Annotated in this window: 11 protein-coding genes and 1 tRNA gene; 1 reads left to right on the forward strand and 11 read right to left on the reverse strand. The window is 62.6% G+C overall.

Features of this window, described 5'->3' with window-relative positions; translation table 11 throughout:
- Positions 1-108: 108 nt before the first annotated feature.
- Positions 109-2,388: an accessory Sec system translocase SecA2 gene (gene secA2 / locus CRD18_RS04805; protein WP_187406531.1), complete on the reverse strand. Its 2,280-nt coding sequence runs from the start codon at positions 2,386-2,388 to the stop codon at positions 109-111.
- 189 nt (positions 2,389-2,577) lie between these two features.
- Between secA2 and rraA the strand changes: the two genes are divergently transcribed.
- Positions 2,578-3,051: a ribonuclease E activity regulator RraA gene (gene rraA, locus CRD18_RS04810; RefSeq protein ID WP_016422839.1), complete on the forward strand. Its 474-nt coding sequence runs from the start codon at positions 2,578-2,580 to the stop codon at positions 3,049-3,051.
- Between the two features lie 114 nt (positions 3,052-3,165).
- On the opposite strand, the gene CRD18_RS04815 is transcribed toward rraA, so the two are convergent.
- From CRD18_RS04815 to CRD18_RS04860, 10 genes are all read right to left on the reverse strand, one after another.
- A tRNA-Pro gene (locus CRD18_RS04815) sits at positions 3,166-3,239 on the reverse strand.
- 86 nt (positions 3,240-3,325) lie between these two features.
- Positions 3,326-4,336: a PASTA domain-containing protein gene (locus tag CRD18_RS04820; protein ID WP_187406532.1), complete on the reverse strand. Its 1,011-nt coding sequence runs from the start codon at positions 4,334-4,336 to the stop codon at positions 3,326-3,328.
- 157 nt (positions 4,337-4,493) lie between these two features.
- Positions 4,494-6,806 (reverse strand): bifunctional cytidylate kinase/GTPase Der, encoded by a 2,313-nt coding sequence (der, locus tag CRD18_RS04825; RefSeq protein WP_187406533.1) that lies wholly within the window; start codon positions 6,804-6,806, stop codon positions 4,494-4,496.
- Positions 6,807-6,857: 51 nt separating this feature from the next.
- On the reverse strand, positions 6,858-7,709 hold the full coding sequence (locus tag CRD18_RS04830; RefSeq protein WP_042389329.1) for a pseudouridine synthase: 852 nt from the start codon (positions 7,707-7,709) through the stop codon (positions 6,858-6,860).
- A 347-nt stretch (positions 7,710-8,056) separates the two neighbouring features.
- Positions 8,057-8,746 carry a dethiobiotin synthase gene (gene bioD / locus CRD18_RS04835; RefSeq protein ID WP_147719023.1) on the reverse strand — a complete coding sequence of 230 codons (690 nt, stop codon included), beginning with the start codon at positions 8,744-8,746 and terminating at the stop codon, positions 8,057-8,059.
- A gap of 26 nt (positions 8,747-8,772) precedes the next feature.
- The gene (locus tag CRD18_RS04840; RefSeq protein ID WP_222865656.1) at positions 8,773-10,131 is read right to left on the reverse strand and encodes an adenosylmethionine--8-amino-7-oxononanoate transaminase; all 1,359 of its coding nucleotides are present in this window, start codon (positions 10,129-10,131) and stop codon (positions 8,773-8,775) included.
- 194 nt (positions 10,132-10,325) lie between these two features.
- Complete coding sequence (locus tag CRD18_RS04845) at positions 10,326-11,459, reverse strand: hypothetical protein (RefSeq protein ID WP_187406535.1); 1,134 nt, start codon at positions 11,457-11,459, stop codon at positions 10,326-10,328.
- 430 nt (positions 11,460-11,889) lie between these two features.
- Positions 11,890-12,504, reverse strand: a complete 615-nt coding sequence (gene scpB / locus CRD18_RS04850; RefSeq protein WP_049170455.1) for an SMC-Scp complex subunit ScpB — start codon at positions 12,502-12,504, stop codon at positions 11,890-11,892.
- Between the two features lie 120 nt (positions 12,505-12,624).
- On the reverse strand, positions 12,625-13,467 hold the full coding sequence (locus CRD18_RS04855) for a ScpA family protein (protein WP_187271199.1): 843 nt from the start codon (positions 13,465-13,467) through the stop codon (positions 12,625-12,627).
- Between the two features lie 3 nt (positions 13,468-13,470).
- Complete coding sequence (locus CRD18_RS04860) at positions 13,471-14,346, reverse strand: ParA family protein (RefSeq protein ID WP_049189940.1); 876 nt, start codon at positions 14,344-14,346, stop codon at positions 13,471-13,473.
- Positions 14,347-14,398: the final 52 nt, after the last annotated feature.

Here is a 14,398-nt window from a genome sequence, read left to right on the forward strand (position 1 = left end):
ATGATTGATATGCGTAAATACCGACATCGGAGAGCTTTCTCCGTGGGTGTACCTAGGCCGGTCACTTGAGAAATATTTTCAAATTGTTACCAAACCTGTGGTTACGACTTACCTAAACATCGCTGCAATTGAACCGACGACCGAGCCACCACCATTGCTCAATGGGTTGTCGTTGACCATGTACGTCCACGTCGAGCTCGGGCGGGCAAGTCCCGTGTCCTCCAGATGCGCGCCATCGCTATCGATTTCGACCTCCTGGAAGGTCTGCACTGAGTCGGTCACAGCATTGTTGACCAGGTTTTTAAAGGCTCCGATGGCGGCGCGGTGGAACTCATCAATGGGGCTTTCCTTAGCCAGCGCGCGCAGGTGAATCGACTCCCGCAGGTCGTCCAGATCCGCCAGGTGGTCCGACCACCCGCGATCCAGGTGGCTCAGCATAATTTCCCGGGCAGCGTCCTCGGCGACGTCGCGCCCAACTGCGGCTTCCACTTCCTTCGCTCGCGCCGATGCCAGCTTGGACAGTTCTTCCCAGGCAGCATTCGTAGTCAGCAGTTTCTCCCGGCGCTCATCCAGAATCTCGCGCTGGTCGCCGATGAGCTTGTTGTACTTCCATGTCGTCGCATGAATCGACAGCATGGTCGCCTCTGTCACCCGCTGCGCGCGGTCGATGAACTGGTAGGCCCTCTTATCGCGAACGCGTCCATCGTCCTCAGGCAGCACGCTCAGTGTTTCGCCGGCAGCACCTTCGGAAATCACCGGGTCATCCAGGGAGACAAAGAACACCGACGAGCCTGGATCGCCCTGGCGCCCGGCACGGCCACGCAACTGGTTGTCCAGTCGGTCAGTGCGGTGCTTGCCCAGACCAATGACGCATAGGCCACCGCGCTCGACCACCGCATCGCGGTTGGATTCGTCTGCCCCTCCGAGGCGGATGTCGGTACCGCGGCCGGCCATCTGGGTGGACACCGTGACGCGGCCAATATCGCCAGCACCCGCGATGACTTGGGCCTCCAGCTCGTCATTTTTCGCGTTCAGTACCGAGGATTCGATGCCGCGCAGGACTAGCGCATCGGCCAGTCGTTCCGATTCGGCCACGTCACGGGTGCCTACGAGTATTGGTCGACCAGTGCCGTTGAGTTCCACGACCTCGTCGACAAGCGCGGCGAACGCGTCGTCGGTGGTGGCGTAGATGCGATCGGGCTCGTCGTCGCGGACGCATGGCACGTTGGGTTCGATGACGGAGACGTGGAGTCCGTAGAACTCGCGGAACTGGTCGCCCGCAGAGGTGGCGGTGCCGGTCATACCGCAGGTGACGTCGTAGCGGCCGACGAGTTGCTGGATGGTCATGGAGTCCAAGATGCGGCCGCCCTCCGAGACTTGCAGTCCCTCCTTGGCCTCTACCGCCGCTTGCAGACCGTCCGGCCAACGCTGAAGTTCCGCCACACGTCCCTTCGAGGCGTCGATGAGCTGTACCTTGCCGTCGCGCACGATGTAGTCGACATCGCGCTGCAGCAACTCGTGGGCGTGCAGTGCAACGTTGACCTGAACCAGGGTGGTGCCGACGTGTTCGGCGTCGTACAGCGAGCTGATGCCAAGCAGACGTTCGACGCGTGCGGCGCCGGTATCGGTGAGGAAGACGTTGCGGCGACCTTCGTCGACGGTGTAGTCGTCGCCGAGCTGCAGGCGGCGCACCACGTCGGTAATCTGTCCGGTCGGTGCGGTGCCCGGTTCATTGCCGGCAAGCACGAGCGGGACTAGCGCTTCATCCACCAGTACGGAGTCAGCCTCATCGATGATCGCGACGTCAGCTGGCGACTGCACGCGGTCTGCAATGGTCGGCGCGCAACGGTCGCGCAGGACGTCGAAGCCGAGTTCGTTGACGGCGGCGTAGACGATGTCTGCCGCATATGCTTTACGACGCTCCCCCGGACCATCCTGCGGCGAAATAGCCGCCACCGAGAGCCCAAGGAACCCGAACAGCGGTTGCATCCATTGCGCATCGCGGCCTGCGAGGTAGTCGTTGACGGTCACCGAATGCACGCGGTGGCCACGCAGCGCGAACCCGGCTGCAGCCAAGGCGCCGGAAAGAGTCTTACCCTCACCGGTGGCCATCTGGATAACGTCTCCCTCCATGAGCGCCAGTGCGCCTTGCAGCTGCACATCGAAGGGGCGCATGGACAGGGTGCGCTGGGAGACTTCGCGGAGTGCGGCTAAAAGCTCCGGTGCGTCGGTGGCGTGTTGGCGGGCGAAGTCGGCGAGGTCGGCGTCGGAAAGCGCCTGTACCTGTGGCTCGAGCTCAGCGGCGCGCGCCACCAGCCCTACGCTGCGTTTTTGGTTGCGCCCTTGCTTGCCGCCAAGAGCCTTCCAAAACCAATTAAACCCAGCCATCTTCTACCCTTCCTGCGCACGTGTGGTTGTCGGCGCGTTCTGACTCACCAGAGTAATCAATCTGGACCGGCCTTCGGAGTGTCAATCGCTGCCAGCGAATTTGCACCATATGTCTTTGGTCACATCTTGAGTTTGAAACAATGGAGTTAACACTTGATGCGAGTAATTTCGGAAGGACTTGAATCCCCTATGGCAATTGAATTCATCCCCACCGCTGACCTGGTTGATGAGATCGGCCCGGACGTGCGTTCCTGCGATACCCAGATGCGCAACCTCGGCGGTCGCGTGGAGTTCTGCGGCAAGATCTCCACGGTCAAGTGCTTCCAGGACAACGCGCTACTGAAGAAGGTCCTCTCCGAGCCGTCTGAGGGCGGCGTGCTTGTCATCGACGGTGATGCTTCGGTCCACACGGCGCTGGTCGGTGACGTTATTGCGGGGCTCGGCAAGGACAATGGCTGGGCTGGTGTGGTCGTCAACGGCGCGATCCGCGACTCCAAGCTGATCGGTGAGATGGACTTCGGGTGCAAGGCGCTTGGCACCAACCCGCGCAAGTCCACCAAGACCGGCGAGGGCGAGCGCGACGTCGTTGTCTCCTTCGGCGGCATTGACTTCGTTCCGGGCGAGACGCTCTACGCTGACTCCGACGGTATTGTCGTGCGCTAGTAGCATCGTGCGCTAGTAGCATCGTGCGCTAGACGGCAAACGAAACCGTAAAGCAATAACCGCAAACAAAAACCGCCGCCTCCCGGAATCTTCCAGAAGACGGCGGTTATTTTGTCGGGCTGACCGGATTTGAACCGACGACCCCCTCACCCCCAGTGAGGTGCGCTACCAAACTGCGCTACAGCCCGCATGCACGAAAGTGCAACGAGCTATAGGTTACATCATTGGTGTTTGCTAGCGGAAATCGCCCCTGGTCCCTGCCCTGCCTGCCGCGTTACTGCAGGTAGATGGTCACAGGCGTGGACGTCTCCGCCATCTGCCCCTCCGGCGGATCGATCGAGGCAACCTTGCCCATAATCGCGGCCACAGAATTGGTCTGGTTGCCCTCTGCGTCGACGACGGTCACGTTCTGGTAGCCGTTGGTACGCAGCTCCACCTCGACCGAGGCCGGGCTCTTGCCCACCACACCCTGCGGGATAGTACCCCAGCCGCTACTGCGCTCACCGGGTCCAGGGATAGCTGGCGGCGACTCGCGAAGTTGATCCAGCTCCTGCTCAAGGCGCTCACGGGTGTCATTAATCGTGCCCGACGGGTCCAAGCGATCGGTAGGGCTTGTCGTGGTTTCTTCCGGCGAGGTTGTCGTCGGCGTCGGGCTTGACGACGTCTCCTGCGTCGGCGCCGCCGTATTGTCATTTTTGTCCTCGGTTCCGGAAGTAAAGGACAAAACCAGGGCTACCAGCGCGACTACGGCCACCATCGCGGCAATGGCCACGATGGCGACAGGCTTACCCCAGCCCTTCTTGGAGTCATCGTCGCCGCTGTTGCCACGGTTATTACCGCGGTTGTTGCCGTTGTGCGGGTCGCCGTAACCGCCTGCGACACCTGCACGACCTGCAGCGTACTGTTGGGTTGCACCTGCTTGCTGGCTCGCCTGGCCATAGCCGCGTTCTTCTTCAGAAAGCGGGGCCCAGTACTGGCCGCTACCCTGAGCGCCACTGCCCTGTGCGCCAGCACCTTGCGCCCCGGCCCCGGCACCTCGCGGGTTATCAAATCGTGTTTCATCGCCACGCTGCAGGAATCGTGTCTCAGAGGAGCCGCCACTGAAATACTCGGTCGGCTGCTCACCCGCGAAGTCGGCATCTGGGTTGTATCCGCGGTATCCCTCGTCCCGCGGAATGTAGCGAGTCGCGGAGTCATCGCCGTATGAGCTTGAGGAATCGCGTCCGTAGCTGTTACCTCGGCCATCGTGCTGAGAGCCGTCACGGTTGTTGCCGCGCCTGACCATTGTCAGTTCTCCTTATCGCTAATTTACTGAAACTCTAAAATGCCAACGAAAAGCCCAAAATGCAATTGCCTAAATCACATTTTGGGCTTTTCTCAGCTCAGTTCGAGCGACTAGCAGGGCTTAAAAGCACGTCCCAGCCGCGCTTCCTAACAGCTTCCTACCGGCGCTTCTTCTTCTCGCGGACACGGACCGCGATGCGCACCGGCGAGCCCTCGAAGCCGAACTCTTCACGCAGCTTGCGCTCCAGGAAGCGACGGTAGCCGTGCTCCAGGAAGCCGGTCGTGAACAGCACAATCACCGGCGGACGCGAGGATGCCTGGGTGGCAAACAGCACGCGCGGCTGGCGGCCACCACGCAGCGGTGGCGGGTTCTGCTGCATGATCGCGCGCAACCAGGTGTTCAGGCGACCAGTGGAGATACGCTTATCCCACGACTCCACGGCCTCCAGCATTGCCGGCTCCAGCTTCTGCACAGCACGCCCGGTCTTGGCGGAGATGTTCACCCGCCGAGCCCACGGGACGTGCGAAAGCTGCTCTTCAATCTCGCGCTCGAGCAGGTCGCGGCGGTCCTCATCCATGAGGTCCCACTTGTTGTAGGCCACCACAAGTGCGCGACCGGAGTCGAGAATCATGCGCAGCACGCGCTGGTCCTGCTCGGTAATCTGCTCGGAGGCATCGACCAGGAAAATCACGACCTCGGCGTTGTCAATCGTCGAACGAGTACGCAGCGAGGCGTAGAACTCGTGGCCCTTGGCGGTCTTGGTCTTCTTGCGAATACCAGCGGTATCGACGAAGCGCCACAGCGCCTCGTCCATCTGCACCAGCGAGTCCACCGGGTCAACCGTGGTACCGGCCACGTCGCTGACCACTGCGCGATCTTCACCGGAGAGCTTGTTCAGCAGCGAAGACTTGCCCACATTCGGCTTGCCCACCAGCGCCACGCGGCGCGGCCCGGTCGGCAGCGACTTCGCACGCGGCACCTCCGGGAAGGAGGACACCACTTCGTCCATTACGTCGGCATTGCCACGACCGTGAAGGGCCGAGGTTGGGTGCGGCTCGCCGAGCCCGAGGGCCCAGAACTCCGCGACGTCGCCAAGCTGCGAATCCGACTCAAACTTGTTGGCGGCGAGAATAACCGGCTGCTCCGCGCGCTGCAGGCGGCGGGCCATGACCTCTTCCGTGGCGGTGATGCCGACGGTGGTGTCGACGACCATGACAATCACATCGGCGGTCTCCATGGCGGTCTCCGCCTGACGAGCAATCGCCGCATGCATACCCTTGGCGTCCGGGTCCCAGCCGCCGGTGTCCTGCACCCAGAAGCGACGTCCGCCCCATTCACCCAGGTAGGAGATGCGGTCGCGGGTCACGCCCGGGAAGTCTTCGACAACTGCTTCACGACGGCCAATGAACCTGTTAACCATGGTGGACTTACCAACATTCGGTCGTCCCACAATGGCCACGGTCGGAAGAGCTTCTTCCTCCTCGTCGCTGACGCCAAGCGCTGCGAAGGCGTTTTCCAGTTCTTCCCAGTCGGCATCGTCGTCGATCTGACCGGTTTCGGCGCGCTCGATGGCTTCGGAGATGATCGTCTCGTGGTCGGCAATCGTGCGGTCGATGAACTCGTCTGCGCTGGTGTGGCTGCCTGCGGTGCCCGGCGCGTTTTCGCTCTCCACGTTTGCGACCAGGTGTCCGGCGGTGTCGTCCTCGGAGTCGTTGTAAGAGCCCTCGTAAGATTCCTCGAACTCCTCGTTGTCGACATCGTCCCAGTCCATGGTGGACCCCGGGTAACCGGCCTCAACGACATCGAGGACGTTTTCCACGACCTCTTCAATGTCCATCTCAGAGGTGTCCAGAATGAATGCGTCCTCGGCTGGCTTCAGCGGAGAGGTCGCACGGTTGCTGTCGAGTTCGTCGCGGCGGATGACGTCGGCAAGCACGGTGTCGAAGTCGGCCTCACGACCAGCAGCGATGTCCTGGTCGTAGCGGCGGCGAGCGCGCACTTCGGCGGAGGCGGTCATGAAGATTTTCGCCGGAACGTCCGGGAGCACGACCGTGCCGATATCGCGGCCTTCCACCACACAGCGCACAGCCGATGCGGCCAACGAGCGCTGGAGTGCGACCAGGTTGGTGCGCACGGCCGGAATCGCGGAGACCGCCGACACGTTGCGGGTGACCTCCGGGCCGCGAATCTCGCCGGAAACATCCTCGCCGTCGAGGAGGACCGCAGTGGAGTTCGGGTCATCGGAGACTTCCAGTGGCAGGGCGGCCGTCGCCTTGGCCACGGCTTCCTCATCAGTCGGGTCGATGCCCTGGCGCAGCACCCACAGGGTGGCCACGCGGTACATTGCGCCGGTGTCCAAGTACTTTGCACCCAGCTCGGTTGCGACCATCCGGGAGACAGTCGACTTGCCAGTGCCGGAAGGGCCGTCGATGGCAACCAACAGCATGTCGTCAGTGTTCTGCTCGCTCATGTGGGCTCCTTCAGCTCCTTGGTTTTCTTCGTTCTTCTTCACTAGTGCCATTTACAGCCCCACCGCGTTGTAGAGGGAGGTCAGCTCAGCGCGGTTGAGTGCGCGGAGAGCGCCCGGGGTCTGCTCGCCCAGCTGAACAGTGTGAATCTTAGTGCGCACCAGACGCTCGACCGGGAAGCCCGCAGTCTTGAGCATCCGGCGGACGATGTGCTTGCGGCCCTCGTGCAGCTCGATGCGGACAATAGAGCGACCCTGCCAGACATCGATGATCTGCGCCATGTCCGCCTTAGCGATGCCGTCATCGAGCTCAATGCCCTTTTCCAGCTCGCGCATGACCTTGGCATCGACCTCGCCGACAACGGTGGCCATGTAGGTCTTAGTGACCTCGTAGCTCGGGTGCATCAGACGGTTGGCCAGCTCACCATCGTTGGTGAGCAGCAGCAGGCCCTCGGTGGGCGCATCCAGGCGGCCCACGTGGAAGAGTCGCTGACCAGCGCTGATCTTCTCACCGATGATGTCGCCCACACACGGGCGGCCCATGTCATCGTGCATGGTCGACTGCACACCACGCGGCTTGTTCAGGACGAAGTACTGCATGTCCTCATTGACGATGACGCGGGAACCATCAACGCGAATCACAGACGTGTTCGGGTCCACCCGCACGCCCTGTCGCGTCACAATCTTGCCATCGACCTCGACGCGGCCTTCGTCGATAAGCTTTTCCGCCATACGACGCGACGCCACGCCTGCCTGTGCAAGCACCTTCTGCAGACGTACGCCTTCGCCTGCTTCGCTGTGCACGCGCTTGCCCGAGCCGCGGCGGTCGGAGTCCACGTGCTGGTGGCGCGCCGGGCGAGCATTGGATACGTAGATGTCCTTCGCGTGGACGTTGGAGGTCTCCACCTTCGCGCCGCTGTCGCGACGGCTGCGGTTGCGCTGGGCGTTAGTGGAGCCGTGTGCGCGGTTGGATTGATTCTTACGGTTCTTGTGTGCCGGTGTGCCTTCTCGGCGAGCGGGTTTAGCCACTTGACCTACATCCTTTTCAAGCGTTGGAGAATGTTCTGTTTGTTAGAACGTCAGCGCCAGGCGACGCTGTTCTCTCCCCCGTGGGCCCAAAATGGCCGGTGGAAGCAGGTTAATAAAGAGAATTACAGAGAAAGCCTCGCGCCTTGTCGTCTAGCCACCTTAGCACGTTTTTCGCAAAACGCCAGCTTAACGATGTCCCGCGCGGCCTCCACCTACAGCGCCTTTTACAGCGTTGCGGCCCACTCTCGCACGCCCGGCAGCCACTGCGTAGCTTTCGCCACAAACTCCTGCCGGTCCAGCGCGCCAGCTCCCGCCTGCACCGACCCCAGCAGCGGCACCCCGGTGATGCGCGGCAGTTCCTCCAGGTTCGTCTCAATGATCGGGTCGACCTCCGCCGGCAACGAACCGCCCACCAGCGCCGTGACATTGACCCCACGGCCCCGCGCCACCTCGACGGTGAGCTCCGCCTCGTTCAGGCACCCCAGGTCCAACCGCGTCACGACCACCATCTGACTACCCGGCAACAACCCCGCCAGCTCCGGCAGCGCCCAGTCCTCGCCGAGTCGCACCAGCAAGCCGCCCGCGCCCTCCACGAGGACAACGCGGTTCGGCCCGTCGATAAGCTTGATCTTCTCCGCGATCTCCGTGGCGTTCGGCAGGCGCATTCCCGCGCGCTGCGCCGCCGCCAACGGCGCCATCGGCTCGGGGTAACGCTCGAAACCATGCAGGTTATCGATCCCCGTCAGCTCTGCGACAGTGTCCAAATCGCCGCCATTTGGGCCCGGGAAACCGGTCTGAATCGGCTTGACGACGTGCACCTGCCTGCCCTCTTCGCGTAGTGCCGCCGCCAGGGCTGCCGTGCCGATGGTCTTTCCAATATCGGTACCGGTGCCGGTGACAAGGACGATGCTCATGGTGGTTGGTGCTCCTTTTGGTTGCGCTACTTGCGTTCTTCCTCGGCGGCGACGATGGCGGCGATGGCCTCGCAGATACGGTCGACCTCGTCATTGGTGCTGATGTACGGCGGCATGGTGTACACCAATTTGCCGAATGGCCGCAGCCACACCCCGGCATCGACGGCCGCTGCGGTGGCCAGGCCCATGTCCACTGGACGCTGCATCTCCACGACACCGATTGCGCCAAGGACACGCACGTCGGCCACAGCATCGCTGCTGGCTAGGGGCTGGAGCTGGTTGCGAAGTCGGGACTCGATGCGCGGGACATCCTCACGCCACTGCCCCTCTGCAATCAGGTCGAGCTGCGCGCAGGCCACCGCACAGGCCAAGGGGTTTCCCATGAAGGTGGGGCCGTGCATGATACCTCCGCCTGCACCACTGGAAATGGTGCGAGCCACGTCGGCGGTGGTGAGGGTGGCTGCGAAGCTCATAAAGCCGCCGGTCAGCGCCTTGCCGACACACATAATATCCGGCACAATCCCGGCCGCCTGCGTCGTGAACAGGTCACCGGCCCGGCCGAAGCCGGTGGCGATCTCATCCGCGATGAGCAGAATCCCGTGCTTGTCACACAGCTTCCGGAGCCCCACAAGCAGCTCGTGGTCATGGAACCGCATGCCACCAGCGCCTTGGACTACCGGTTCAATGATGATGCCGGCGACGGAGTCGTCGATAAGCGAATCGAAGTGCGCGAGATAGCGTGCGCGTTCCTCCTCGGTTGCGCCGCGGGCGGGTGGTTTGTCGGCGAAGACCTGCGGAGTCCACTGCCCCGTCCACAGCGAATGCATGCCGCCCTCGGGGTCGCAGACGGTCATGGGCGCGCGAGTGTCGCCGTGATAGCCGCCGCGCCAAGTGGCCAGGCGGGTGCGCTCGGGATGGCCTTTGGCCTGCTGGTACTGCAGCGCCATTTTAATCGCCACTTCGACGGAGACCGAACCCGAGTCGGAGTAGAAAATGGCATCGAAGCCGGGGCCTGCGAGCTTTAGGAGCTTCTCCGCCAGCTCAATGGCCGGACGGTGCGTGAGTCCGCCGAACATGACATGCGACATCGTGGTGGCCTGCTTCTTCGCGGCTGCGACCAGCTTCGGGTGCGAGTGGCCGTGGCAAGCGGCCCACCAGCTGCTCATGCCGTCGATGAGGGTGCGGCCGTCGGCGAGGTGGAGGTTCACGCCCTCGGCGGACTCGACCAGCTTGGGCGCGACCGGCGACGGGATGGGGCCGTATGGATGCCAGATGTGGTCGGCGTCGAATTGGGCGAGGTCGGCGATGGCTGGCCGGGTGTGTGGTTGGGCGGGTGGTTGGGCGGGCGGCGGGGTGTGCGGCTGGGCGGTTTCCGAGGCTGTCATGATACTCAAGCATAATACCTGTACAGCGCCAGACTTGAACGCCGTTCGGGGTTGGTGGTGGAGCTTCTCGCAAGGATTACAGACAGTCTCAGCGACTTTACGACACCCATGTCACCTCGTGGCAGCTGTGGAGGTGGCATGAGGTGACACCTGTGTCGTGAAGTGAGGTTGGGGTGGCCCGATGAGCCAGCCAGCTAGTACAGCCGCCCCGCCTGGCTCCACACTCGTCGGCGACGCATGGCCAACTCGGCCGCCTTACCTGTGATTGTGATGGGCTGCCGCGCGAAGGCGTAGTTTCCGCGATAGCAACTGCCACCATTTGCCAGGTGACGTCGGATTTCTGCGGCCGCTTGCCGCAAGGTGGCTACGGCGGTGCCGTCGAAAAGCTGTGACCAGACGATCCGGATGACATTCAGTCCAAGATTCTTCAGGCGCTTTTCGCGCTCCAGCTCCTTTGCGATTGCCACCTGCGTGTCCGCGACCCCGCCATCGGTGTATTTCATACGGCCGTCGAACTCGACGACCAGCCCAAGTTCGGGCAGGTAGAAGTCCACGCGTGCGATGAAGCCACGATCATCCCGAAAGGAAACCTGCTGAAGCAACGGAGCCCGAGAATCGTCGACAGCAGCTAGCCCCGCCTGGACAATTGCTTCTTTAGTGAGCGATTCCCCAATGCTTTCCGACGACGCTGTCGCTTGCCCCAACAATCTCCTGGCCTGTGCATTTCCCGGAGCACGCGGATATGCAGCCAACGTAGCCGACAGTTCCTCGGTGTCGGTGTGGCGCTGGAGGGCGGCGTCGGCAAGCACTGGTGCATTGTGCGGGGTGCGGGAACGGCAGACGTCGATGACGGACTTTGGGACATCGGTGACGAGGCGGCCATCGATTTCTACGATGTCCTCGGGGAGAATCCGGCCGGAGACGCGGATGAGGCGTTTGTGCGGCTGGTACGGGCCATTCGGCGTGCTTCGCGATTGCCCGCGCGTGCGGCCGGAGTTGGCTATCGCGATGGGAGTGTTGTGTGTGAGCAGAGGTAAACCGTGGAGAGCAGCGGCGGCATCGCGGGTGACTACGGTGGCGGTGTCGCGATGGACGAGCGCTTTGATTTCCAGGACGTAGCGTTCGGTGCTGTTTAGGGTGAGCCACCTGTCGACAGGCACGTACGCGCCGTGTGCGAGCCACAGGAGGCTGCCGCTTTTGGCCCGCCGGAGGAGATCTCGGTCGGAGTGCTGGCCGATTCGGGAGATTGCGAATGTGCTGGGGCGGGCGCATTCGCGCTGCTGGCCGGTACGGATGATGTCGTCGGCGTCGTAGTTCCACTGCGGCATCGGATTGCGCTCCTGAGGTCCAGGCAACTGCTGGTGGGTGGGTGGCGGGGTGTGAGTGTTTGTGGGTTTGTGTGTTTGTGAGTGTTTGCGAGTGTTGGTGAGTGCTACGTTCTCATTTTTGGGCTCACACGGAGGCTCAGAAGGCGTCAATTTGGCGTCGACTGTGGATAGTTTGCAGTTTTCGGGAGTTATCCACAGGGCGTGTGGTGGGTGTGTGGTGGGTGTGGTGGGTACAAAGGCTCGCAGTGAGCTGAGGCGAGCAGCAAACCCAGCCCGAAATGCGACTTCACGACACCCATGTCACCTCGTGGCAGCTGTGGAGGTGGCATGAGGTGACACGCGTGTCGTGAAGTGGGTTAGCCGATGGAGCGAGCCCCGCAGCCCGCGGCCCAGCTAGCCCCCCCCCTGTCCAACCGCCCCAGAACCCCACCTAGTCCAACGGCTCGTCGATCAAGTCGACCTCAGGCAGCAGCGGAGCCAAATCAGGCAGCTGGTCCAGCGAATCAATCCCCAAAAGCTCCAGGAACAGCGTCGTCGTAACGTACAAATGCGCGCCGGTTGCCGGGTCCTCTCCGGATTCCGCAATCAGACCGCGCGCGACCAGCGTGCGCATCACCCCATCGACATTGACACCACGCACACCGGAGACCTGCGCACGCGTGGCCGGCTGTCGGTAAGCCACTACTGCCAGCGTCTCCATAGCTGCACGTGAGAGCTTCGACTGCGAGCCATCCAGCAAGAATCGCTCGACCGCGCTGGCGTGGGCGGGAGCTGTGTAAAACCGCCAGCCCTCATCCGTTTCGCGTAGCTCAATGCCGCTGCGACGTGCACGGTATTCGTACTCGATTTCGCGAAGCACGTCACGGACATCACTTGCGGAAACATCCAGCGCCCGCGCCATATCCTCCGCCGCCACCGGCGTATCGACTACCAGCAGAATCGACTCAACGCCTGCTCGCAACGGGTCAATGGGCGGCAACTGAGCCGAAGAAGCAGACGCGGGCTCCACGGCCTGCTCGGATGGTCCGGAACTGGTTTCGCTCATGCGGGTCAGATTACGCAACCTCCCGCGCCGGGCGCTAATTGGCCGGGCGCTAATCAGCTGTTAGCACCAGCCCGACCAAGCCAAGCCGCAACGCCAGCCCCAACAGCCAGCCCCAGCCACCTACTCCCAGTTCGCCGCCGCCACGACGGCCGGGTCCACGTCCAGCCCGGTCCAGGCCACGTGGATTTCCTCCAGCGCCTCCTCCTGCTCCACACCAATCGCTTTGGCACGGTAGAGCTCCAGCAGCGCCAGGAACCGCCCGACAACCTCCATGGACACGCGGCACTCCGAGGTCAGCTGCGTAAACGTCAACCAGGTCCCCTCGCCGGCCAGCCGCAGCGAGTCCAGAATTTTGCCCGCCTGCTCCGGCACGGACACGGGCACACCGTGGATGTGCCCGACGCCGACTTCCTCCGGCGGCTTCGGCCGCATCACGACGGCCGCAAACTCGGCGAACTCCCCGAGCGACATGCCCAGGCGCACGGGCGGCAGCAGCTCCTCGAACTGCTTGTCCGGCCCCACAGCTCGCGGATAGCGCCGCGGCGCGGTCTTCTGCCACTCCTCGAATTGGTCGGCTACCTTGCCATACGCCTGGTACTGCAGCAGTCGGGCGAACAGCAGGTCGCGTGCTTCTAGCAGTTCGAGGTCTTCTTCGCTGTCGACGTCGCCACGCGGCAGAAGTCGTGCGGTCTTGAGGTCGAGCAGCGTCGCTGCCACGACGAGGAATTCGGTGATTTCGTCGAGGTCGCTGACTGCGTCGAGGCTGCGCGTGTACGAGATGAACTCGTCCGTCACCGCCGCCAGCGCGACTTCGGTGACGTCCATCTTTTTGCTGCTGATGAGCTGCAGCAGCAGGTCGAAGGGCCCGTTGAAGTTCGCGAGCGCGACGCGGAAGCCGGTGATTTCTTCCTGCACGCCCTCGCTTGACGACGGTTCGGGAGTGTAACTATCCGGGGAAGTCACCTATTATTTGCGGCCTTTGCGCTCGATGACCTCGCGGGCCAGGTTGCGGTACTGTGCCGCAGCTGGGGTGTTCGGTGCCCAGGTGGTGATGGGCTCGCCAGCGACGGAGGTTTCCGGGAAGCGGACGGTTCGGGTGATGACCGTGTCGAAGACCTTGTCACCGAAGACCTCGATGAGGCGTTCCATGACTTCCTTGGCGTGGCGCGTGCGGCGGTCGAACATAGTGACCAGGATGCCGGAGACTTCCAGGTTGAAGTTCAGGCGGTCGCGGACTTTGGCCACCGTGTCGGTGAGCAGTGCCAGACCGCGCAGGGAGAAGTACTCTGCCACCATTGGGATGATGACGCCCTCGGAGATAGTCAGCGCATTGACAGTCAACAGGCCCAGCGACGGCTGGCAGTCAATGATGATGAAGTCGTAGTCATTCATCACTGGGCGCAGCGCGCGTCCGAGGGCCTGCTCGCGGCCGACTTCGTTGACAAGCTGAATCTCCGCAGCCGACAGGTCGATGTTGGCCGGAACGAGGTCCAGGCCGGAGACCTTGGTGTGATGAATGGCATCGCGGACATCGGTGGTGTCGTCGACGATGAGGTTGTAGACCGTCAGGTCGAGTTCCTCATGGGGAACACCGAGACCGGCGGATAGTGCGCCTTGCGGGTCCAAGTCAACGAGCAGGACTTTACGGCCGAACTCTGCCAGCGCCGCACCCAGGTTAATAGTCGAGGTGGTCTTACCCACGCCGCCCTTCTGGTTACACATTGCCAGGATGACTGCGGGGCCGTGACTGTTCAGGGGTGCGGGTTCCGGCAGTTCACGTGCCGGACGACCGGTGAGACCGAGTTCAACTCGATCGGCCTCAAACAACCCTTCTTCAGCCACAGTCAATCCCTCTTCCTTGAAGATTTCTCATCAATTCTACTGCGCGATATAT

Source organism: Corynebacterium sp. LK31 (genome assembly GCF_014335015.1).
Lineage (GTDB): Bacteria > Actinomycetota > Actinomycetes > Mycobacteriales > Mycobacteriaceae > Corynebacterium > Corynebacterium jeikeium_D.

What these genes read in the sequence shown, in the direction of transcription:
- der (WP_187406533.1), bottom strand. Translation starts at nt 6,806, where the DNA reads ATGAGCGAGCAGAACACTGACGACATGCTGTTGGTTGCCATCGACGGC.
- bioD (WP_147719023.1), bottom strand. Translation starts at nt 8,746, where the DNA reads ATGAGCATCGTCCTTGTCACCGGCACCGGTACCGATATTGGAAAGACC.
- scpB (WP_049170455.1), bottom strand. Translation starts at nt 12,504, where the DNA reads ATGAGCGAAACCAGTTCCGGACCATCCGAGCAGGCCGTGGAGCCCGCG.
- CRD18_RS04840 (WP_222865656.1), bottom strand. Translation starts at nt 10,131, where the DNA reads ATGACAGCCTCGGAAACCGCCCAGCCGCACACCCCGCCGCCCGCCCAA.
- CRD18_RS04820 (WP_187406532.1), bottom strand. Translation starts at nt 4,336, where the DNA reads ATGGTCAGGCGCGGCAACAACCGTGACGGCTCTCAGCACGATGGCCGA.
- CRD18_RS04845 (WP_187406535.1), bottom strand. Translation starts at nt 11,459, where the DNA reads ATGCCGCAGTGGAACTACGACGCCGACGACATCATCCGTACCGGCCAG.
- secA2 (WP_187406531.1), bottom strand. Translation starts at nt 2,388, where the DNA reads ATGGCTGGGTTTAATTGGTTTTGGAAGGCTCTTGGCGGCAAGCAAGGG.
- rraA (WP_016422839.1), top strand. Translation starts at nt 2,578, where the DNA reads ATGGCAATTGAATTCATCCCCACCGCTGACCTGGTTGATGAGATCGGC.